20 protein-coding genes and 2 tRNA genes are annotated in these 21,342 nt (G+C 61.5%); 5 read left to right on the top strand and 17 right to left on the bottom strand.

Annotated elements, in window-relative coordinates; genetic code table 11:
- Positions 1-55 precede the first annotated feature (55 nt).
- From infB to rlmE, 10 genes are all read right to left on the bottom strand, one after another.
- Positions 56-2,755, bottom strand: a complete 2,700-nt coding sequence (gene infB, locus AN401_RS05075; protein ID WP_094038005.1) for a translation initiation factor IF-2 — start codon at positions 2,753-2,755, stop codon at positions 56-58.
- A 19-nt stretch (positions 2,756-2,774) separates the two neighbouring features.
- Positions 2,775-4,277, bottom strand: a complete 1,503-nt coding sequence (nusA, locus tag AN401_RS05070) for a transcription termination factor NusA (protein WP_094038004.1) — start codon at positions 4,275-4,277, stop codon at positions 2,775-2,777.
- A gap of 14 nt (positions 4,278-4,291) precedes the next feature.
- Complete coding sequence (gene rimP / locus AN401_RS05065; RefSeq protein WP_096778687.1) at positions 4,292-4,750, bottom strand: ribosome maturation factor RimP; 459 nt, start codon at positions 4,748-4,750, stop codon at positions 4,292-4,294.
- A gap of 177 nt (positions 4,751-4,927) precedes the next feature.
- Positions 4,928-5,004, bottom strand: a tRNA-Met gene (locus tag AN401_RS05060).
- Between the two features lie 58 nt (positions 5,005-5,062).
- Positions 5,063-5,149: transfer RNA gene (locus tag AN401_RS05055), tRNA-Leu, on the bottom strand.
- A 7-nt stretch (positions 5,150-5,156) separates the two neighbouring features.
- A complete protein-coding gene (gene secG, locus AN401_RS05050) occupies positions 5,157-5,492 on the bottom strand; it encodes a preprotein translocase subunit SecG (protein ID WP_096778686.1) in 336 nt (111 codons plus the stop codon).
- Between the two features lie 319 nt (positions 5,493-5,811).
- Complete coding sequence (gene glmM / locus AN401_RS05045) at positions 5,812-7,137, bottom strand: phosphoglucosamine mutase (protein ID WP_096778685.1); 1,326 nt, start codon at positions 7,135-7,137, stop codon at positions 5,812-5,814.
- 5 nt (positions 7,138-7,142) lie between these two features.
- Positions 7,143-7,976, bottom strand: coding sequence for a dihydropteroate synthase (folP, locus tag AN401_RS05040; RefSeq protein WP_096778684.1), 834 nt, complete (start codon positions 7,974-7,976; stop codon positions 7,143-7,145).
- Between the two features lie 68 nt (positions 7,977-8,044).
- Positions 8,045-9,994: an ATP-dependent zinc metalloprotease FtsH gene (ftsH, locus tag AN401_RS05035; RefSeq protein WP_094037999.1), complete on the bottom strand. Its 1,950-nt coding sequence runs from the start codon at positions 9,992-9,994 to the stop codon at positions 8,045-8,047.
- Positions 9,995-10,038: 44 nt separating this feature from the next.
- Positions 10,039-10,668: a 23S rRNA (uridine(2552)-2'-O)-methyltransferase RlmE gene (gene rlmE / locus AN401_RS05030; RefSeq protein WP_094037998.1), complete on the bottom strand. Its 630-nt coding sequence runs from the start codon at positions 10,666-10,668 to the stop codon at positions 10,039-10,041.
- Between the two features lie 85 nt (positions 10,669-10,753).
- Between rlmE and yhbY the strand changes: the two genes are divergently transcribed.
- Positions 10,754-11,050 carry a ribosome assembly RNA-binding protein YhbY gene (gene yhbY / locus AN401_RS05025; RefSeq protein WP_094037997.1) on the top strand — a complete coding sequence of 99 codons (297 nt, stop codon included), beginning with the start codon at positions 10,754-10,756 and terminating at the stop codon, positions 11,048-11,050.
- Between the two features lie 158 nt (positions 11,051-11,208).
- Entirely contained in the window at positions 11,209-11,811 is a 603-nt protein-coding gene (locus AN401_RS05020; protein WP_094037996.1) for a PilZ domain-containing protein, read from the top strand.
- A gap of 35 nt (positions 11,812-11,846) precedes the next feature.
- Here the strand turns inward: AN401_RS05020 and greA are convergent, their stop codons facing one another.
- The 4 genes from greA to grpE form a co-directional block, all read right to left on the bottom strand.
- On the bottom strand, positions 11,847-12,323 hold the full coding sequence (gene greA / locus AN401_RS05015; protein ID WP_094037995.1) for a transcription elongation factor GreA: 477 nt from the start codon (positions 12,321-12,323) through the stop codon (positions 11,847-11,849).
- Positions 12,324-12,458: 135 nt separating this feature from the next.
- A complete protein-coding gene (dnaJ, locus tag AN401_RS05010; RefSeq protein ID WP_094037994.1) occupies positions 12,459-13,589 on the bottom strand; it encodes a molecular chaperone DnaJ in 1,131 nt (376 codons plus the stop codon).
- Positions 13,590-13,679: 90 nt separating this feature from the next.
- Positions 13,680-15,599: a molecular chaperone DnaK gene (gene dnaK / locus AN401_RS05005; protein ID WP_094037993.1), complete on the bottom strand. Its 1,920-nt coding sequence runs from the start codon at positions 15,597-15,599 to the stop codon at positions 13,680-13,682.
- A 120-nt stretch (positions 15,600-15,719) separates the two neighbouring features.
- Positions 15,720-16,322: a nucleotide exchange factor GrpE gene (gene grpE / locus AN401_RS05000; protein WP_096778683.1), complete on the bottom strand. Its 603-nt coding sequence runs from the start codon at positions 16,320-16,322 to the stop codon at positions 15,720-15,722.
- Between the two features lie 190 nt (positions 16,323-16,512).
- On the opposite strand from grpE, the gene nadK reads away from it, so the two are divergent.
- Together nadK and recN are read left to right on the top strand one after the other, a co-directional pair.
- Positions 16,513-17,397 carry an NAD(+) kinase gene (gene nadK, locus AN401_RS04995; protein WP_094037991.1) on the top strand — a complete coding sequence of 295 codons (885 nt, stop codon included), beginning with the start codon at positions 16,513-16,515 and terminating at the stop codon, positions 17,395-17,397.
- 80 nt (positions 17,398-17,477) lie between these two features.
- Positions 17,478-19,151, top strand: a complete 1,674-nt coding sequence (gene recN / locus AN401_RS04990) for a DNA repair protein RecN (RefSeq protein WP_094037990.1) — start codon at positions 17,478-17,480, stop codon at positions 19,149-19,151.
- A gap of 32 nt (positions 19,152-19,183) precedes the next feature.
- Here the strand turns inward: recN and udp are convergent, their stop codons facing one another.
- On the bottom strand, positions 19,184-19,942 hold the full coding sequence (udp, locus tag AN401_RS04985) for a uridine phosphorylase (protein ID WP_094037989.1): 759 nt from the start codon (positions 19,940-19,942) through the stop codon (positions 19,184-19,186).
- 166 nt (positions 19,943-20,108) lie between these two features.
- Between udp and AN401_RS04980 the strand changes: the two genes are divergently transcribed.
- Complete coding sequence (locus AN401_RS04980; protein ID WP_094037988.1) at positions 20,109-20,447, top strand: outer membrane protein assembly factor BamE; 339 nt, start codon at positions 20,109-20,111, stop codon at positions 20,445-20,447.
- 40 nt (positions 20,448-20,487) lie between these two features.
- Here AN401_RS04980 and AN401_RS04975 read toward each other — a convergent pair whose 3' ends face one another.
- Entirely contained in the window at positions 20,488-20,835 is a 348-nt protein-coding gene (locus AN401_RS04975; protein ID WP_094038067.1) for an RnfH family protein, read from the bottom strand.
- Positions 20,816-21,259 carry an SRPBCC family protein gene (locus AN401_RS04970; protein ID WP_094037987.1) on the bottom strand — a complete coding sequence of 148 codons (444 nt, stop codon included), beginning with the start codon at positions 21,257-21,259 and terminating at the stop codon, positions 20,816-20,818. The genes AN401_RS04975 and AN401_RS04970 overlap by 20 nt, the downstream gene beginning before the upstream one ends.
- Between the last annotated feature and the right edge of the window lie 83 nt (positions 21,260-21,342).

Genomic DNA, 21,342 nt, shown 5'->3' with positions numbered 1-21,342 from the left:
CCCAAGGCCCCCATCGATTAACACTGTGCGTGGTTCAGGGGCGAATACCGCGCCCTCAGAGGGTGCGTTGCACTTCCACTATCTGGTAGACCTCGATCTGGTCGCCCACCCTGACGTCATTGTAGTTCTTCACGCCGATACCGCACTCCATGCCATTGCGCACTTCGGACACGTCGTCCTTGAAGCGGCGCAGGGACTCGAGCTCGCCTTCGTAGATCACCACGTTGTCGCGCAGTACCCGGATCGGGTTGCTGCGCTTGACCACGCCCTCGGTGACCATACAGCCGGCGATGGCACCGAACTTGGGCGAACGGAACACGTCGCGCACCTGGGCCAGGCCGATGATCTCCTGCTTGAACACCGGGGCCAGCATGCCGGTCATGGCCTGCTTCACCTCGTCCAGCAGTTCGTAGATCACGCTGTAGTAGCGCAGATCGATCTCTTCCGCCTCGATCACCTTGCGCGCGGCCGCGTCGGCACGCACGTTGAAGCCCAGGATGATGGCATTGGAGGCCGCCGCCAGGCTGGCGTCGGTCTCGGTGATGCCACCCACGCCGGAGCCGACGATCTTGACCTTGACCTCGTCGGTGGAGAGCTTCTGCAGCGAATCGGAAATCGCCTCAATGGAGCCCTGCACGTCGGCCTTCAGCACCAGGTTGATCTCGGCTACTTCGCCTTCGTTCATGTTGGCGAACATGTTCTCCAGCTTGGCCTTCTGCTGACGGGCCAGCTTGACTTCGCGGAACTTGCCCTGACGGTACAGCGCCACTTCCCGCGCCTTCTTCTCGTCGCGCACCACGGTGGCTTCGTCACCGGCGGTCGGCACCCCGGACAATCCCAGGATTTCCACCGGGATGGAAGGACCGGCGGACTTGACCTCGCGGCCCAGCTCGTCCTTCATCGCCCGAACCCGGCCGTATTCCAGGCCGCACAGCACGATGTCGCCCTGATGCAGGGTACCGTCCTGAACCAGCACGGTGGCCACGGGGCCACGGCCCTTGTCCAGGCGGGACTCGATCACCACGCCCGAGGCCATGGCGTCGTAGACCGCGGTCAGTTCCAGCACCTCGGCCTGCAGCAGTATGGCTTCCAGCAGTTCGTCGATGCCCATGCCGGTCTTGGCGGAGATATGGACGAACATGTTCTCGCCGCCCCAGTCTTCGGACATGACGCCGTGCTGGGACAGTTCGCTCTTGACCCGGTCCGGATCCGCTTCCGGCTTGTCCATCTTGTTCACCGCCACGATCAGCGGTACACCCGCCGCCTTGGCGTGCTGGATGGCCTCGATGGTCTGGGGCATGACGCCGTCATCGGCCGCCACCACCAGGATCACGATGTCGGTGGCCTTGGCACCGCGGGCACGCATGGCGGTAAAGGCCGCGTGACCCGGGGTGTCCAGGAAGGTGATCATGCCGTTGTCGGTTTCAACGTGGTAGGCACCGATATGCTGGGTGATGCCGCCGGCCTCGCCCGCCGCTACCTTGGTCCGACGGATGTAGTCCAGGGTGGAGGTCTTGCCGTGGTCGACGTGACCCATGATGGTCACCACCGGGGCGCGCGGCCTGCGCTCGGCATCGGTATCCCGATCCGACAGCACCCGCTCTTCCAGCTCGTTCTCCCGGCGCAGCACCACCTTGTGACCCATCTCTTCCGCCACCAGCTGGGCGGTTTCCTGATCGATCACCTGGTTGATGGTCACCATGGCGCCCATCTTCATCATCGCCTTGATCACTTCGGCACCCTTGACCGCCATCTTGTTGGCCAGTTCCGCCACCGTGATGGTCTCGCCGATCTCCACGTCACGGCTGACCGGCTGAGCCGGTTTCTGGAAACCGTGCTTCATCGACTTGGGCGTCATCACCTTGGCGCGCTTGCCCTTGGTCTTCAGGCGCTCGTTCCGGCTTTCGCGATCTTCCCGGTCTTCCTTGGACTTGCCACCCTTGCGCTTCTTGCCACCGGTGCGGCGGGCGCGCTGCTCTTCGGTCTGATCGGCTTCGTCTTCCGCTTCCTGGGCATGGCGGTTGGTGGTGACGTGGTAGTCACCCTCTTCCTGCTGCTTCTTGGCGGCTTCCTCGGCCCAGCGTTTTTCGTTTTCTTCCGCCAGTCGGCGTACTTCTTCCGCCTTCTGCTGGGCTTCCAGCTCGGCTTTACGCAAGGCTTCTTCCTCACGCTGACGTTTCAGATTTTCTGCTTCGCGTTTGGCCATTTCGTCCGCCTTTTTCTGCTCTTTGCTCTGGGGCTTGGCGGCCCCTTGCTCCGTGGTGTCCTGAGCTTGCAGCTGAGCTTGGCGGGCCTTTTCTTCCGCTTCACGCCGGGCTTTTTCTTCCGCCTCGCGTTTGGCCTTTTCTTCGGCTTCGCGTCTGGCTTGTTCTTCGGCCTCACGACGGGCCTGGGCTTCCGCCTCCAGACGCGCCTGCTCTTCTGCTTCCTGTTGACGCTGCTGCTCTTCCAGCGAATCACGTCTTACGTAGGTACGTTTCTTGCGCACCTCGACCTGTACCGCCTTGTTCTTACCACCGGCACCCTGCACACTCAGGGTACTCTTGGTCTTGCGTTTCAGGGTCATCCGTTTGGGTTCATTATCGTCGTTAGCGCCGTGCTGTTTTTTCAAGAACGCAAGCAGGGCGGCCTTTTCGGTTTCGGATACCATGTCGACGCTGGATTTTTCCATGCCGGCTTCCCGAAACTGCTGGACAAGACGATCAACCGGTGTGTCGATGTCACTGGCAAGTTGTGTTAATGAGACTTCTGCCATTCATTTACCTCCGTTGATCTTATTCTTCGCTCTGGTCCCCGAACCAGCAGATGTTGCGGGCGGCCATGATCAGCTCGCCGGCCAGGGCTTCATCCAGACCTTCGATGCCTTCGAGGTCGTCAATGCCCTGTTCTGCCAGTTCTTCCAGATTCGCAATACCACGGGCGGCAAGCTGGTAGGCCAGCTCCCGGGTCATGGAGGGCAGGGTCAGCAGATCTTCTGCCGGCTCCACCCCTTCGAATGATTCTTCCTGGGCCAGGGCCCGGGTGGTCAGTGCATCCTTGGCGCGATTGCGCAGTTCTTCCACCATGTCTTCGTCCAGGCCTTCGACGCTCAGCAGCTCGCTGACCGGGACATAGGCGATCTCCTCCAGGGTGGAGAAGCCTTCTTCCATCAACAGGGCGGCGAAATCCTCGTCGATGTCCAGGTACTGGACGAAGAGGTTCATGATCTTGTCGCTTTCCACCTGATGCTTCTGCTGCAGATCCTCGACCGTCATCACGTTCAGCTCCCAGCCGGTGAGCTGGGACGCGAGGCGTACGTTCTGGCCGTTGCGGCCGATGGCCTGGGCCAGGTTGCCCGACTCGACCGCGATATCCATGGAGTGGGCGTCTTCGTCCACGATGATGGAAGCCACGTCGGCCGGCGCCATGGCGTTGATCACGAACTGGGCCGGGTTGTCGTCCCACAGCACGATGTCGACCCGCTCACCGCCGAGCTCGCCGGACACCGCCTGCACCCGGGCGCCACGCATGCCGACGCAGGCACCGATGGGATCGATACGCCTGTCGTTGGTCTTCACCGCAATCTTGGCGCGGCTGCCGGGATCCCGGGCGGCACCCATGATCTCGATGATTTCCTCACCGATTTCCGGCACCTCGATGCGGAACAGCTCCTTCAGGAAGTCCGGATGGGTGCGGCTGACGAACAGCTGGGCACCGCGGGCCTCGGGGCGAACGGCAAACAGCAGGCCACGCACCCGGTCACCGGCACGGAAGGATTCGCGCGGCAGCAGATCTTCGCGGAAGATCACCGCCTCGGCATTGTTGCCCAGATCCAGGATGACGTTGTCGCGGGTCGCCTTCTTGACCACGCCGGTAATGATCTCACCTTCCTGATCCTGGAACTGCTCCACCACCTGCATGCGCTCGGCTTCGCGCACTTTCTGCACGATGACCTGCTTGGCGGTCTGGGTGGTGATGCGATCGAAGGTGATGGAGTCTATCTGATCTTCCACGTAGTCACCCACCTGGATCTCCGGCTCATCGATCTGGGCCGCTTCCAGGGTGATCTCCCGGTAGGGGTTGGTCAGGACGTCCTGACTCTCCACCACCTGCCAGCGGCGGAAGGTATCAAAATCGCCGCTCTTGCGATCGATGGCCACCCGCACATCGATGTCGCCTTCGTATTTTTTCTTGGTGGCCGTGGCCAGGGCCGTTTCCAGCGCCTCGAAGATTTTTTCACGAGGCACCGCCTTCTCGTTGGAAACGGCGTCTACAACCAGCAATATTTCTTTATTCATGTCCGATAGCCTCGTTAGTCAAAGTTCGGAACCAGATTTGCTCTTTGGATATTGGCGAAAGCGACAGGAAACTCCGTTCCTTCCACTTCCAGCCTGATCATGGTGTCTTCCACCGCCAGCACCTTGCCTGTCAGCTTGCGGCGATTATTTACGGCCATGCGCAGGGTCAGCTCCACTTCCTGGCCGATGATGGCCTGGTAATGGGCCGGCTTGAACAGGGGACGAGCGAGCCCTGGGGATGAGACTTCCAGATCATATTCGGTGGAAATGGGATCTTCCACATCCAGCACGGCGCTGACCTGACGACTGACTTCGGCACAGTCGTTCACGTCGATACCGTTTTCATGGTCAATGTACAAACGCAAGGTCGAATGCCGGCCGGCGCGTACAAATTCGAGCCCCAGCAGTTCAAAGCCCAGGGCCTCTACCGGCTCTGTCAGCATCTCGGTCAATCGTTGTTCCAATGTAGCCAAAGCTACCCCCTCCGAAAACAAAAAAAGGGCTCGCAGCCCAGTGAATTCCCATCGACCATGCCGATGGCAAAGTGCAGATAACAAAAAGCCCCGATCTTCAAATCGGGGCTATTCACCTGGACCCTGATTGTCGCCTCGCGACGACCATTCACCGCGAGCAGGCGGTGAACGTGAAATTGGTTGCGGGGGCCGGATTTGAACCGACGACCTTCGGGTTATGAGCCCGACGAGCTACCAGGCTGCTCCACCCCGCGTCCGAAATCGTGCGAGATTATAGTCAAACCGAGAACCAATCTCAACCTGACTATGACTTGGTGCCGAGAGCGGGACTTGAACCCGCACGCCCATACGGGCACTACCCCCTCAAGATAGCGTGTCTACCAATTCCACCATCTCGGCAAAAACCTTAATTGGGTACGTCGCTTCCGCCAGTTGCGGGAACATCACCCTGGGGTACGCTTTCCACCACTTCGGGTACGGAAAGGTCATCCCATTCGCTTCCTTGTTTGGTACTGTGTGTGGACATATTGCCCAACACCAGACTCACGATAAAGAAGCCTGCCGCCAGCAGCGTGGTTGCCTTGGTCAGGAAATTACCCGAGCCACTGGAGCCAAAAACCGTATTCGATGCACCTGCGCCGAAAGACGCGCCCATGTCGGCACCCTTTCCTTGCTGGATCAACACCAGGCCAATCAGGGCCAGTGCGATAAGCAGATACACCACCAAAAGAATTTCGTACATTTGAGCCTACCTTCGCTTGGCGTTGCCGCCCCTTTTTCAGCCCTGCTGTCCGGAGCGGGGCTAATACTAACGACCCCGCCGGCCGGATACAAGCGCAATTTTCAAAAAATCGCTCGACTGCATAAAAAGGCGGCAAAGCGATGATTACACAATCGTTTTACCCAAGCTGGAAGCCGAAAGCTTGAAGCAGCCCGGCGTTGCTTGTGACATGAGTACGGCCGACTGCAATTCATGACCCGCATGCAAAAACGCCAAACCACGTCGGGCAACTGATCGCTTCCGGCTTCCAGCTTATGACGTCCAGCTCCGGCGTAGCCGGTCAGGCTACCGCCTCGGCGATATGGTGCGCCAACCGTTCGACCTGGGCCTTGTCCGCTCCTTCCACCATCACCCGGATCAGCGGCTCGGTACCGGACTTACGCAACAGCACCCGCCCGGCGCCGGCCAGTTCCGCCTCGGCCTCGGCCACCCGCCGCCGGACTTCCTCGCTGGCCAGGGGATCGGTGCCGGCGTTAAACCGCACATTGACCAGCACCTGGGGAAACAGGGTCAGGCCCTTGCACAGTTCATGCAGGCTGCGCCGCTCCCCCACCATGGCACGCAGCACCTGCAGCGCGGCCACTATGCCGTCGCCGGTGGTGTTGTGATCCAGGCTGATGATATGACCCGAGTTTTCCCCACCCAGTTTCCAGCCATGCTCCTTGAGCAGCTCCATCACATAGCGATCGCCCACCTTGGCCCGCACGAAGGGGATGTCCAGTTTGGCCAGGGCCAGCTCCAGCGCCATGTTGCTCATCAGGGTACCCACGACGCCACCGTGCAGGGTCCCGCGCCGCTGGGCGTCGCGGGCCATGATATAGAGCAGTTCGTCGCCATCCACCAGGGCGCCGGTATGATCCACCATCACCAGGCGGTCGCCGTCACCGTCGAAGGCGATGCCCAGATCCGCCTTGTGGGCAAGCACCGCCTCGATCAGCGCCTGGGGCGCGGTGGAGCCAACCTGGTCGTTGATATTGAGCCCGTTGGGCTGGACGCCGGTGCGGATCACCCTGGCCCCCAGTTCCTCGAACACCGCCGGTGCTATGTGGTAGGTGGCGCCATGGGCACAGTCGATCACCATGGTCAGCCCGTCCAGATGCATCTCGGAAGGGAAGGTGCTCTTGCAGAACTCGATATAGCGTCCGGCGGCGTCGTTGATGCGGCTGGCCTTGCCCAGTTGATCCGACGGCACGCAGTCCATCGGTTGCTCCAGCAGGGTCTCGATGGCCAGCTCCACCTCGTCCGGCAACTTGGTGCCGTCGTGGGAGAAGAACTTGATGCCGTTGTCGTAATAGGGATTGTGGGAGGCACTGATGACGATGCCGGCCTCGGCACGGAAGGTGCGGGTCAGGTAGGCGATGGCCGGGGTCGGCATGGGGCCGAGCAGGGCCGCCTGCAGACCGGCGGCGGACAGCCCCGCCTCCAGGGCCGCCTCCAGCATGTAGCCGGAGATGCGGGTATCCTTGCCGATCAACACCTTGCGGGTGCCAGTCTGGGACAGCACCTTGCCCGCCGCCCAGCCCAGCTTCATCACGAACTCGGGTGTGATGGGATAGTCACCCACCTTGCCGCGCACCCCGTCGGTACCAAAATATTTTCTCGTCATCGTTGTTATCCCTGATAGTGTGCGGCCTGCTGCCATACCCGTACGGCATCGGCCATTGCTTTTACATCGTGTACCCGTACTATGTGCGCGCCCTGATTGATGGCGAACAGGTGCGCCGCCAGGCCGCCGGCCAGCCGTTCATCGACCGGGCGCTCCAGCAACTGTCCCAACATGGACTTGCGCGACATGCCCACCAGCAGTGGCAGTTCCAGTTGCCGCAGCCGGCCGAGGCGGCCGAGCAGCTCGTAGTTGTGTGCCAGCGACTTGCCGAAGCCGTAGCCGGGATCCAGGCAAAGCCGCTCGCGCGGAATTCCCGCCGCCATGCAGGCCTGCACCCGCTCCTGCAGAAAATCGCCCACCTCGGCGGCAACATCCCGATAGTCGGGCGCCTGCTGCATGGTCCTGGGCTGGCCCTGCATGTGCATCAGGCACACCGCCGCCCCGCTGGCCGCCGCCACCGTCAGCGCGCCGGGCTCGCGCAGGGCGCGGATGTCGTTGATCAGATCGGCGCCGGCCGCGACCGCTTCCCGCATCACCGCCGCCTTGCTGGTATCGATGGAGATCCAGCAATCCAGCTCGGCACGCAGCCGTTCGATGATCGGCAGTACCCGCTCCAGCTCCTGCTGCTCCGCCACCTCGTCGGCTCCCGGCCGGGTGGATTCCCCGCCCACATCGATAATGGTCGCGCCGTCGGCCACCATCTGCAGGGCATGGCGCAGCGCCTGCTCCCGCTCGAGGAAGCGGCCGCCGTCGGAAAAGGAGTCCGGCGTCAGGTTCAATATCCCCATGACCTGGGGAGTGGAGAGATCCAGGGTTCTGGACGAGCTCGATAACAGCATAAGCAGAGGATTCCCAAAAACAAAAAGCCCCGGCCAGAGATGGCCGGGGCTTAATTTATCACAAAACATCAGTTACTGGTGGCATCGCCGGGTTTATTCAACTCGGGTGAGGCAGCTTTGGTCTCATCCGCCTTTTCCTCTTTCTGCTCGCCGGTGCTGGCCGCAGGCCCCTGGGGCTTGTCGTCCTGCTCGTCCTTCCAGTCCGCCGGTGCCCGGACATCGCGGCGCGCCATGAGATCGTCGATCTGGCGGGCGTCGATGGTCTCGTACTTCATCAGCGCTTCCTTCATGGCATGCAGGATATCGATGTTCTCCATCAGGATATTCTTGGCACGCTGGTAGTTGCGCTCGATCACATCCTTCACTTCGGCATCGATGGCCTTGGCGGTTTCATCGGACATGTGCTTGACCTTGGCGGCGGTGCGGCCGAGGAAGACCTCGCCTTCTTCATCCGCGTACAACAAGGGCCCCATCTTCTCGGACAGGCCCCACTGGGTCACCATCTTGTGGGCGATTTCGGTGGCTCGCTCGATGTCGTTGGATGCGCCCGTGGTCACCTTGTCGAAGCCGTAGATGATCTCCTCGGCTAGACGGCCGCCGTAGAGGCTGGAGATCATCGACTCCAGGTGTTGCTTGCTGTAGCTGAAACGGTCCTGCTCCGGCAGGTACATGGTTACCCCCAGGGCCCGGCCACGGGGAATGATGGACACCTTGTACACGGGATCGTGCTCGGGCACCATGCGACCGACGATGGCGTGACCGGCCTCGTGATAGGCGGTCATTTCCTTCTCGGACTCGGACATCACCATGGAGCGGCGCTCGGCGCCCATCATGATCTTGTCCTTGGCCTTCTCGAACTCTTCCATCGATACCAGCCGGCGGGCGGAGCGGGCGGCAAACAGCGCCGCCTCGTTGACCAGGTTGGCCAGATCGGCCCCGCTGAAGCCGGGGGTACCGCGGGCGATCACGCTGGCGTTGACGTCGTCGGCCAGCGGTACCCGGCGCATGTGCACCTTGAGGATCTGCTCGCGGCCGCGTACATCGGGCAGGCCCACCACCACCTGGCGGTCGAAACGGCCGGGGCGCAGCAGCGCCGGATCCAGCACATCGGGCCGGTTGGTGGCGGCGATGACGATCACGCCCTCGTTGCCTTCGAAGCCGTCCATTTCCACCAGCATCTGGTTCAGGGTCTGCTCGCGCTCGTCGTGACCGCCACCGAGGCCGGCGCCCCGCTGGCGACCCACAGCGTCGATTTCGTCGATGAACACGATACAGGGGGCAGACTTCTTGGCCTGCTCGAACATGTCGCGCACCCGGGAGGCACCGACACCCACGAACATCTCGACGAAGTCGGAGCCGGAGATGGTGAAGAAAGGCACCTTGGCCTCGCCGGCGATGGCCTTGGCCAGCAACGTCTTACCGGTGCCGGGCGGGCCCACCAACAGGATGCCGGTGGGAATGCGGCCACCCAGCTTCTGGAAGCGGCTGGGGTCACGCAGGTAGTCCACCAGCTCTTTCACGTCTTCCTTGGCCTCGTCGCAGCCGGCCACGTCGGCAAAGGTGGTCTTGACCTGGTCTTCGCTCATCAGCCGGGCCCGGCTCTTGCCGAAAGTCATGGCGCCCTTGCCACCACCGCCCTGCATCTGGCGCATAAAGAAGATCCACACGCCAATCAGCAGCAGCATGGGGAACCAGGAGATGAAGATGGAGGTCAGCAGGCTCGGCTCTTCCGGTTTCTCACCCACGACGCGAACGTTGTTGTTGAGCAGATCGTTGAGCAGCTGAGGGTCTTCCGCCGGCAGTATGGTGGTGAAACGGTCACCGCTGCGCTTAACGCCATTGATGGTCTTGCCATCCATGCGCACTTCACGGATCTGCCCTTGGGCTACTTCCTGCACGAAGGTGGTATAGTCCGTCTGGCGTCCGCTCGGTTCACTCGGGCTGAAGCTCTGGAAAACCGACATCAACACCACGGCTATGACCAACCACAGGATCAAATTCTTCGCCATGTCACTCAAATTACTAACCTCACCGGCTGACAGTTTATGACTGGGACAGGGTACTACAGTTTAAAACCGGTAGCCACAATGTAGACTTCCCGTGAACGGGCCCGGGATGAGTCGGGCTTGCGCACCTTGACCACATTGAAAGACCGGCGAACGTCCTGAAGAAATTCATCGAAGCCGGCCCCCTGGAACACTTTCACCACAAAACTTCCCTTGGGCGCCAGCACCTGGCGGCACATGTCCAGTGCCAGTTCGACCAGGTACATGGCCCTGGGCTGATCCACCTCGGGGGTGCCGCTCATGTTGGGCGCCATGTCCGACAGCAGCACGTCCACCTTGTCTTCGCCGACCCGCTCCAGCAGGGCTCCCAGCACCGCCTCTTCACGGAAGTCGCCCTGCAGGAAGTCGACGCCGGCGATGGGATCCATCGGCAGTATGTCACAGGCGATCACCTTGCCCTGCAGACCGACCTGCTCTACCGCATACTGGCTCCAGCCACCGGGCGCGGCCCCCAGGTCGACCACCGTCATCCCCGCCCTGAGCAGGCGATCACGGCCTTGTAATTCTTCAAGTTTAAACACGGCACGCGAGCGCAGGCCTTTTTTTTGCGCCTGTTGTACATATTTATCGTCAAAATGCTCCTTGAGCCAGCGGGTCGAGCTGGCCGAGCGTTTCTTCTTACCCATTAAATTATCGCTCTGCTATTACCATTGAAGCCTAGATGGGGGTACAATGCCCCCCTTTCAACCTATTTAACCGAAGCATTTTGCAATGACCCTGAATAATAAGCAAAGACAATACCTCAAGGGACTGGCCCACAGCCTGAAGCCGGTGGTATTGCTTGGCCAGCATGGCCTGACCGAAGGCGTACTGGCCGAGATCGATCTGGCCCTGAATTTCCATGAACTGATCAAGGTCAAGGTTGCCGCCGAAGACAGGGAAGTCAAAACGCTGATCATGGATGCCATCGTGCGCGAGACCGGTGCGGTCAAGGTGCAGACCATAGGCCACATCCTGACGCTGTACCGCCCCAGCGAGCAGAAGAAGATCACCCTGCCCAGGGCCTGATCTGCGGGGGTCGGTTCACCCGGCCCGCCTCGCCTTCCCTTACGCTGTCACTCACGCTCCGCTATCCCCTTCTTCCCCTTTGAATTATTTCCCTTTCGCGCTGTTATCCGGCAGGCTGGAGGACAATACTATTAGCTTTTAGCCACGGTGTGATTGCCATGCCCGTCCATCCCTACCTGACCGACGAGGAACTCGCCCTGCTGAATGAGCTGTATCAGCAGGAGCAGCCGGAATCATTGCTCAGCCTGACCATCGCCATCGATGCCAATATCAGGCCCCTGCTCGAACAGGCTTCGCACCTCGAGCTGAAACTGGCCCTCGGCGAGGTCAAGCTGCATTTTCCGGTCACCCTCAAGCACCAGGAGGCCAGCGAGGAGCAGGCGGAGCTGAGCCCGCCCAGCATCATCACCGACGGCTTTCATCCCCGCGCCTGGCGTCTGCCCAGCCCGCAGGAGCTGCAGCTCTACCAGCCCAACGGCCGGCCCCTGGCCGCCGAAATCCGCGATTTGTCGATAAACGGCATGCGCCTGCTCTCCCGTCGCCGCCTGTTCACCAAGCAGCAGAGCAAGCGGGTATTGCTGAGCCTGGGGCAGGAGCAGCAGATCCCGCTCAGGCTGCAGCTGGTCCGCCAGCACAGGGGGCACCACTTCTGGCTGACGGCGGTGCGGTTTGAACTGCCTGTCGCCGAGCGGATGACCTTGTCGGATTTCGTGTTTCGGGGCTTTCTGCAGGAGATAAGCAGAAGGCAGCCGGAAGACTAGACCGGCCGCCTTGAACAGCGGGAATGGAGAGGCTATTACAGGTATTCGACCTTGATGACTTCGTATTCCACATCGCCGGAGGGGGTGCGCACCACCACCACGTCGTCTTCTTCCTTGCCGATCAGGGCGCGGGCGATGGGCGAGTTCACCGAGATCATGTTGGCCTTGATATCGGACTCGTCGTCACCGACGATGCGGTAGCTGATTTCCTTTTCGTCATCCAGCTTGAACAGGGTCACGGTGGCCCCGAAGATCACCTTGCCGTTGTTGGGCAGTTTGGTGATATCGATGATCTGGGCGTTGGACAGCTTGGCCTCGATCTCCTGGATCCGCCCTTCGCAGAATCCCTGCTGTTCCCGCGCGGCATGGTACTCGGCATTTTCCTTCAGGTCGCCGTGTTCGCGCGCGTCGGCAATCGCCTCGATAATTTGCGGGCGACGCACAGACTTCAGGTGATCCAGTTCTTCACGCAGTTTCTGGGCACCGCGGATGGTCATCGGTGTTTGCTTCATAGTGGAAACCTGGTTCCTTTCAGACAATAAAATAACAAGAGCCCTGCCGAAGCCGGCCTAGGGCTCATATCACACTCTGTTTTGCTGCGGCCGCCGGGCCGTTTCGTCAAGACGGCCCAGACTAATACAGCCGGCTCAGCGGGTCAAATCATCGAAAAACCGCTTTACGCCTTCGAAGAAACCTTCGGACTTGGGCCTGTGTTTCTTGGCCGCCAGGCCACCGCAGGAGACCTCGAGCTGGCGCAACAGCTCTTTCTGTTCGTCGGTCAGGTTGACCGGTGTTTCAATATAGACCTTGCACACCAGATCGCCCAGCAGGCCGTTGCGGGCCGAGCGCACCCCCTTGCCCTTGAGCCGGAACATGCGCCCGGTCTGGGTTTCGGCGGGGATCTTCAGCTTGACCCGCCCGTCCAGGGTCGGTACTTCCACCTCGCCGCCCAGGGCGGCGGAGGTGAAGCTTATCGGCACCTCGCAATAGAGGTTGTTGCCGTCGCGCACGAAGATATCGTGTTCGCGCACATGCACCTGCACATAGAGATCGCCGGCCGGCGCTCCCGCCTCTCCCGCCTCGCCCTCGCCGGACAGGCGGATGCGATCGCCGGTGTCGACCCCGGCCGGGATCTTGACCGACAGGGTCTTGGTCTTCTGGTAACGCCCCTCGCCATGGCACTGATGACAGGGATCGGTGATGATCTTGCCCCGCCCGCGGCAGTGGGGACAGGGCTGCTGCACGGTGAAGAAGCCCTGTCGCATCTGCACCTGGCCGTGGCCATGGCAGGTGGGACAGGTCTTGGCCTGGGTACCGGGCTTGGCGCCGCTGCCGTCGCAGACGTCGCAGCCCACCAGGGTCGGCACCTTGATCTCTTTGGTGACGCCCCGCACCGCTTCTTCCAGCGTCAGTTCCATGTTGTAGCGCAGATCCGCCCCGCGGGACGCCCGTTGCTGACGGCGCTGACCGCCACCGAAGATATCGCCGAAGACGTCACCGAAAATATCACTGAAGTCGGCTCCGCCGCCGAAGCCGTGACCACCCTGCTGGCCATCCACGCCGGCATGGCCGAACTGATCGTAGGCGGCCCGCTTCTGGCTGTCGGTCAGCACTTCGTAGGCTTCGGTGGCTTCCTTGAACTTGTCCCCCGCATCCGCATCTTCTTTATTGCGATCCGGGTGGTATTTCATCGCCAGCCGTTTATAGGCCTTCTTGATTTCGCGTTCGTCGGCTCCCTTGGAGACGCCGAGCACCTCATAATAATCTCGTTTCGACATAGGCTGCTTGCTTACCTGAGTCCTAATTACACAAAGGCGGGCGTTGGCAGCCCAACGCCCGCACTGTCGGCGTTTGCGCCGGCGCGACTGTTACTTCTTGTCGTCCTTCACTTCTTCGAACTCGGCGTCGACCACGTCGTCGTCGGCCTTGCTGCCGCCGTCCTGGGCACCGGCGTCGTGAGCCTGCGCCTGGGCCTTGGCCTGGGCCGCCTCCATCAGCTTCTGGGAGGCTTCCAGCAGCGCCTGCTGCTTGGCCTCGATCTCGGCCTTGTCCTCGCCACGCACGGCGTTTTCCAGGGCGCTCAGGGCCGACTCGATGGCGCTCTTGTCGCTGGCGGCCAGGGCATCACCGGCTTCGGCCAGCTGCTTGCGGGTGGCATGCACCAGACCGTCGGCCTGGTTGCGCACCTGGACCAGCTCCTCGAACTTCTTGTCCTCGGCGGCGTTGGCCTCGGCCGCCCGCACCATGGCTTCGATCTCCGCCTCGCTCAGGCCGGAAGAGGCCTGGATGGTGATCTTCTGCTCCTTGCCGGTGTCCTTGTCCTTGGCGGACACATGCAGTATGCCGTCGGCGTCGATGTCGAAGGTCACCTCGATCTGCGGCAGGCCGCGCGGTGCCGGGCGGATGCCTTCCAGGTTGAACTGGCCCAGGGACTTGTTGTCGCTGGCACGCTTGCGCTCACCCTGCAGTACGTGGATGGTGACCGCGGACTGGTTGTCGTCGGCGGTGGAGAACACCTGGGACTTCTTGGTCGGGATGGTGGTGTTCTTCTCGATCAGCGCGGTCATCACCCCGCCCATGGTCTCGATGCCCAGGGACAGCGGGGTCACGTCGAGCAGCAGCACGTCTTTCTTGTCGCCGGACAGCACGGCGCCCTGGATGGCGGCGCCCACAGCCACGGCTTCATCCGGGTTCACGTCCTTGCGCGGCTCCTTGCCGAAGAAATCGCTCACCGCCTTCTGCACCAGCGGCATCCGGGTCTGGCCGCCCACCAGGATGACGTCATCGATGTCGGACACGGACAGGCCGGCATCCTTGAGCGCGATGCGCACCGGCTCCAGGGACTTCTTGACCATGTCTTCCACCAGGGACTCCAGCTTGGCGCGGGTCACCTTGATGTTCAGGTGCTTGGGCCCGGTGGCGTCGGCGGTGATGTAGGGCAGGTTGACCTCGGTCTGCTGGGCGGAAGACAGCTCGCACTTGGCCTTTTCCGCCGCTTCCTTGAGGCGCTGCAGCGCCAGCATGTCATTGCGCAGATCGAAGCCCTGCTCGCGCTTGAACTCTTCCACCAGGTAGGTGATCAGGCGGTTGTCGAAGTCTTCGCCACCCAGGTGGGTATCGCCGTTGGTAGCCAGTACCTCAAAGGTTTTCTCGCCTTCCATGTCATCGATTTCGATGATGGAGATGTCGAAAGTACCACCGCCCAGATCGTATACCGCCACCTTGCGGTCACCCTTGGCCTTGTTCACGCCATAGGCGAAGGCGGCCGCGGTCGGCTCGTTGATGATGCGTTTCACATCCAGGCCGGCGATGCGACCGGCGTCCTTGGTGGCCTGGCGCTGGGCGTCGTTGAAGTAGGCCGGCACCGTGATGACCGCTTCGGTCACCGGCTCGCCCAGGTAGTCCTCGGCGGTTTTCTTCATTTTCTTCAACACCTCGGCGGAGATCTGCGGAGGTGCCATCTTCTTGTCCTTCACTTCCACCCAGGCGTCGCCATTGTCGGCACGGACGATGCTGAACGGCATGATCTTGATGTCGCGCTGCACTTCTTCGTCTTCGAAACGGCGGCCGATCAGACGCTTGATGGCGAACAGGGTGTTCTTGGGGTTGGTCACCGCCTGGCGCTTGGCCGGCTGGCCGACCAGGGTCTCGCCGTCATCGGTATAGGCGATGATGGAGGGAGTAGTACGAGCACCCTCGGCGTTTTCAATCACCCGGGGGGTATCCCCATCCAGGATGGCCACGCAAGAGTTAGTTGTACCCAGATCGATGCCGATGATTCTACCCATAAAATCCTCTCTCAAATTTCTTTCTGCAATTCGGTGATAAGCATTTGGTGTTTTGCTTTAGTGCCTATATGTGGTTGCCGCTACCGGCTTTCAAGACAGGCATCACATTTTTTTGGCGGCTCAGGCCTGGGTATCGATGGACGGCCCCTTGGCCACCATCACCATGGCGGGACGCAGCACCCGGCCGTTCAGCTCGTAGCCCTTCATCATTACCGCCAGCACCGAGTTGGGGGCCACCTCGTTGCTCTCGACCATGCTCATGGCCTGGTGCTTGTTGGGATCGAAGGGCTCGCCCTGGGGATTGATCTGCACCACGCCGAATTTCTCCACCGTGCTGAGCAGGGATTTCAGGGTCAGCTCCACCCCTTCGCACACCGCCTTGAAGGCGTCGTTTTCCTTGTCGGTATGCTCCAGCGCCCGCTCCAGGCTGTCTATCACCGGCAGCAGCTCGCTGGCAAACTTCTCCAGCGCGAACTTTTGCGCCTTTTCCACGTCCTGGGCGGCGCGGCGGCGAATGTTCTCCATCTCGGCCAGGGCCCGCAGGGCATTGTCTTTCTCGTTCTGGGCGCTGGCCTCGGCGTCGGCCAGCTTCTGCTCCAGCTCGGCCACATAAGCCGCATCCGGTTGCCCGCCCTCGGCTTCGGTACCCGCTTCGGCCTCGGTCATCATCGGCTCCTGCTCGGCGGCCTGCTCGGCGTCAACCTGGTGTTGTTTGCTGCTCATGTCGTCTCCCGTCATCTGTGTTAACTCAACTTGCTCCCTATATGGGGGCGGCCGGGATGATTTCAAGGGGGGGATTTCATCGTCACGTGCTCGGCCCGGTGGCGCCGGGAACCCGGCTTCTTTAGAATGGAGTGACTCGTTCAGCCAGGGAATGCGCCATCGCATTGCTCCTCAGCAAGGCCAGCCAACAATGGAAACCGACTTCAATACCATAGCGCTTATCGGCAAACCCGATCACCAGGGCGCCAACCAGACACTGGTGGACCTCTATCATTACCTCGTCCGACTGGGACTCAAGGTGGTGATAGAGCGACGCGTGGGCGAGCAACTGCGGCTCGAGCAGGCCGAATTGCTGGAAATGGTGGAACTGGGCGAACGGGCCGATCTCGCCATCGTCGTGGGCGGCGACGGCAACATGCTGGGCGCGGCCCGGGTGCTGGCCCGTTTCGATGTGGCGGTAGTCGGTGTCAACCGGGGCAACCTCGGCTTTCTCACCGATCTGTCGCCGGACAGCTTCGAACAGCCGCTCGAGCGGCTGCTGGCCGGGGATTACCAGGCCGAGCACCGCTTCCTGCTGGAAGCCCAGGTGCATCGCCACGGCCAGCTCAAGGCCAGCAACACCGCCATGAACGAAGCGGTGCTGCACCCGGGCAAGATCGCCCACATGATCGAGTTCGAGGTCTATATCAACGGCCACTTTATGTACAGCCAGCGGGCCGACGGCATGATAGTGGCCACCCCCACCGGCTCCACCGCCTATTCCCTGTCCGCCGGCGGCCCCATCCTGACCCCCAACCTCAACGCCATCACCCTGGTGCCCATGTTTCCCCATACCCTGAGCTGCCGGCCCATCGTGATCGACGCCGACGCCCAGGTGAAGCTGGTGGTCGCCCCCACCAACAAGACCGAGCAGATGCTGGTGAGCTGCGACGGACACGTCTCGCTGGCGGTACAGCCCGGCGACGAGATCCATATTTACAAGAGCCCCTACAAGCTCAAGCTGCTGCACCCGCGCGGGCACAATTATTTCGAGGTACTGCGCAGCAAGCTCGGCTGGGGCAGCAAGCTGTTCTGAAGCTTCAGCAGCCCTTGCTACTGTACAAATCCACAGTATACTGTATTTTCATACAGACTTGTTTTGTGCAGGAGTCCACTATGCTGCTTCAGCTCACCATCAGCAATTTTGCCATTGTCTCCTTCCTCGAGCTGGACCTGCGTCCGGGCATGACCAGCATCACCGGCGAAACCGGCGCCGGCAAGTCCATCGCCATCGATGCCCTGGCCCTGGCCCTGGGGGAGCGGGCCGATGCCGACTCGGTCCGCCCCGGTGCCGACAAGGCCGATATCAGCGCCCGGTTCCGTATCGACAAGTTGCCCAGGGTAAAAGCCTGGCTGAGCGAGCAGGAGCTGGATGAGCAGGATGAATGCATACTGCGCCGGACCCTGAGCCGCGAAGGCCGCTCCCGGGGCTACATCAACGGCACCCCGGTGCCCCTGTCCCAGTTGAAGGCCCTGGGCGCCCTGCTGATCAACATCCATGGCCAGCATGCCCACCAGGAGCTGCAGAAGTCCGACTACCAGCGCAGCCTGCTCGACGCCTACGCCGGCCACCACCAGTTGCTGCAGCAGACCAGCCTGGGTTACCAGCACTGGCGCCAGCTCGGCAACGAGCGGCGGCAGCTGCAGCAGGAGCAGGCCCAGTGGCAGGCCCAGCGCCAGTTGCTGGAATACCAGGTGGCGGAGCTGGACGAACTGGCCCTGGCGGAGGACGAATTTCCCGAACTCGAAGCGGAGCACAAGCGCCTGGCCAATGGTGCCGAGCTGCTCAACGACTGCCAACAGGCCCTGGATGTGCTGGCCGACGGCGAGGAAACCAATGCCTTGCAGTTGCTGCGCCAGGGCCTCAGGGTCGTGATCGAACTGAACCGGATGGACGGCCGCCTGGGTCCGGTACAGGAAATGATAGAAAGCAGCCTGATCCAACTGGAAGAAGGGCACGGCGAATTGAGCCGCTACCTCGACAGGCTGGAGCTGGATCCGGAGCGCCTGCACGAGGTGGAAACCCGCCTGGGCAAGGTGATGGAGCTGGCCCGCAAGCACCATGTTCCACCGGCGGAGCTGGCTACCCATCACCAGCAGCTCAGAACCCGGTTGGCGGAAATGGCCGATAACGACTCCCGCTTGCAGGAACTGGAGCAGGAAGTCGAGCTGGCCAGAAACGACTTCCTGCAGGCGGCGGAGCGGCTCAGCCAGAGCCGGCAGCGCTACGCCGAGTCGCTCAACGGCCTGATCACCCAGGGCATGCACCAGCTCAGCATGGAGCACGGCCGCTTTGAAATCCGGGTCAGCGCCGATGACAACGGCGGCTACTCACCCCTCGGCATCGACAGGGTCGAGTTCCTGGTCAGCACCAACCCGGGCCAGCCGCTGAGCCCGCTGGCCCGGGTTGCCTCCGGCGGTGAGCTGTCGCGCATCAGCCTGGCCATCCAGGTGATCACCGCCCGCAAGGTGGAAACCCCGACCCTGATCTTTGACGAGGTAGACGTCGGTGTGAGCGGGCCGACCGCGGCCGTGGTGGGCAAGTTGCTGCGCCAACTGGGCGAGTCCACCCAGGTGCTGGTGATCACCCACCTGCCCCAGGTAGCCGGCAATGGCCACCAGCATTTCTTCGTCAGCAAGAGCAGCGCCGACAACGACACCCAGACCCGGATGCGGGAGCTGGATGAACACAGCCGGCTGCAGGAGCTGGCGCGCCTGCTCGGCGGCAACAAGATCACTCCCAATACCCTGGCCAATGCCAGGGAACTGCTGGTGTGCGGTGAGGCGTGAGAATAAGCCCGGCTGCGCCGGGCCAACAAGCATTAAACCAGCCGGCGGGCGGCGCCGATGACGATGTCGATGGCCTGCTGCTCGGCTTTCTTCATGGTGGTTTCGTCCGGGATCTCCTGCTGGGTTCGGTTGACGATGACCCCGGCCACGCAACCGGCACGCAGCCCCTGGCTGGCGCACATGGTGAACAGGGTGGCCGATTCCATCTCGTAGTTGAGCACGCCCATGGCCTGCCACTCCTTCATGCTGCCCTGGAACCGGCGCAGCACCCGGGCCGAGTGGGTATCGTAACGCTCCTGGCCGGGATAGAAGGTGTCCGACGAGGCGGTGATCCCCACATGGGGGCTGATGCCCATGTCGCGGGCCGCGTCCACCAGGGCACAGGTACAGTCGAAGTTGGCCACCGCCGGAAACTCCATGGGGGCGAAATGGCTGCTGGCGCCGTCCAGCCGCACCGAGCCCATGGTCACTATCATGTCACCGACCTGGATGCCGGGCTGAATGGCCCCGGTGGTGCCGATGCGCAGGAAGCTGGATACCCCCAGCTGCGCCAGCTCTTCCACCGCGATGGACGTGGAAGGCCCCCCGATGCCGGTGGAGCAGACCACCACCGGCTTGCCGTCCAGTTCCCCCAGCCAGGAGGTGAACTCCCGCTTGCTGGCCAGGTGACGGGGGTTGCTCAACTGTTCGGCTATACGCTGCACCCGCTCCGGATCGCCGGGTATGATGGCCAGCCGTGCACCCTGCAGATCCTCATCGGTAATTCCCAAATGAAATACATGTTTTGTCATCGTCTTGTCCCGATAGGTATAGTTACAGGTGAAGATATTAGGTCAGTTGCAGGAAAATGACCATGACACAGCTCACTGAACCAATCGACGGTTTGGGGGTCTAGCTTTTACAAGCCCATCACCAACGGCTATGATGCCCCCAGGTCACACAGGATATAATGCAGCCATGCAACTCAAAACCTTGATTTTACCTTTATTTTTAGCCCTCCCCCTGGCCGGCTGCGGCCTGGTTTACAAGGTGGACATCCCCCAGGGCAACTACATCGAAGAAAAGCAGGTGGCCCAGTTGCGCCAGGGCATGAACAAGGAGCAGGTCCGTTTCCTGCTGGGCAATCCCATGAGCCTGGATGGCTTCAACCATGACAAGTGGGTCTATCTCTACTATTTCAAGCCCGGGCGGGGAGAGGTGGAACAGAAACAGCTGACCCTGGACTTCAGCAACGACGCCCTGGTGTCGGTACAGGGTGATTATTCGGTGTCAGAAGACTTTCACCGGGGCATATAACGCCGAGGTGGCGGGAGCCCGCTGGGGCGGGTTCCCCGGTCTATTTTTTGGTTCTCTTGGGATCGGGTCGGCCACCGGTTACCTTGTCGGCTCTCCCCTCTTCCTTGGCCTGTTCGGCGCGCCGGCGGCGGATCTCCTTGGGATCCGCCAGCAGGGGACGGTAAATTTCGATTCGGTCACCGTCGTGTAAGTGCTGCTCCAGCTTCACCTGACGGCCGAATACCCCGACCATGTTGCTGCCGAGGTCAATCTCCGGAAACTGCTGCAGAATGCCCGACTGTTCGATGACCTGCCGGACGGTGTCGGCGGCCGCCACTCTCATGCTCAGTACCGTCTGCTGGTGCGGCAGGGCATACACCACTTCCACTCTAATAAGATTCACGGCCATACACCTCTCTTGCCCGCTCGCTGAAGGCATGCACCATGGCATTGGCGAGTTCCTTGAAAACTCCGCCGAAGGCCAGTTCCACCAGCCGGGAGGTAAACTCGAAATGCAGCTTCAGCTCCACCTTGCAGGCATCCACGTCCAGAGGGGTAAAGGTCCAGCCCCCGCTCAGCGACTTGAAGGGACCATCCACCAGCTCCATCTCGATACGCTGATTGGGTTCGAGCAGGTTGCGGGTGGTGAAGGTCTTGCGGATACCGGCCTTGGCTACATCCAGCGCCGCGGTCACGCTGAGTTCCGACTCGGACAGGACTCGACTGGCCACGCAACCCGGTAAAAACTGAGGGTACGAATCCACGTCGTTCACCAACTCGTACATCTGTTGCGCGCTGAACATCACCAGTGCGCTGCGGGTAATACTGGGCATAACCTCTCCTGCCACCAAAACCTTTTGATTTTAACATCAATCCGGGCCCGGCTCATCGTCGCATCTGTGCAAAAAGCAGGCAA

Source organism: Zobellella denitrificans (assembly GCF_002407485.1).
GTDB classification, from domain to species: Bacteria; Pseudomonadota; Gammaproteobacteria; order Enterobacterales; family Aeromonadaceae; genus Oceanimonas; species Oceanimonas denitrificans.
This window is presented reverse-complemented; position numbering and strand designations above follow the sequence as displayed.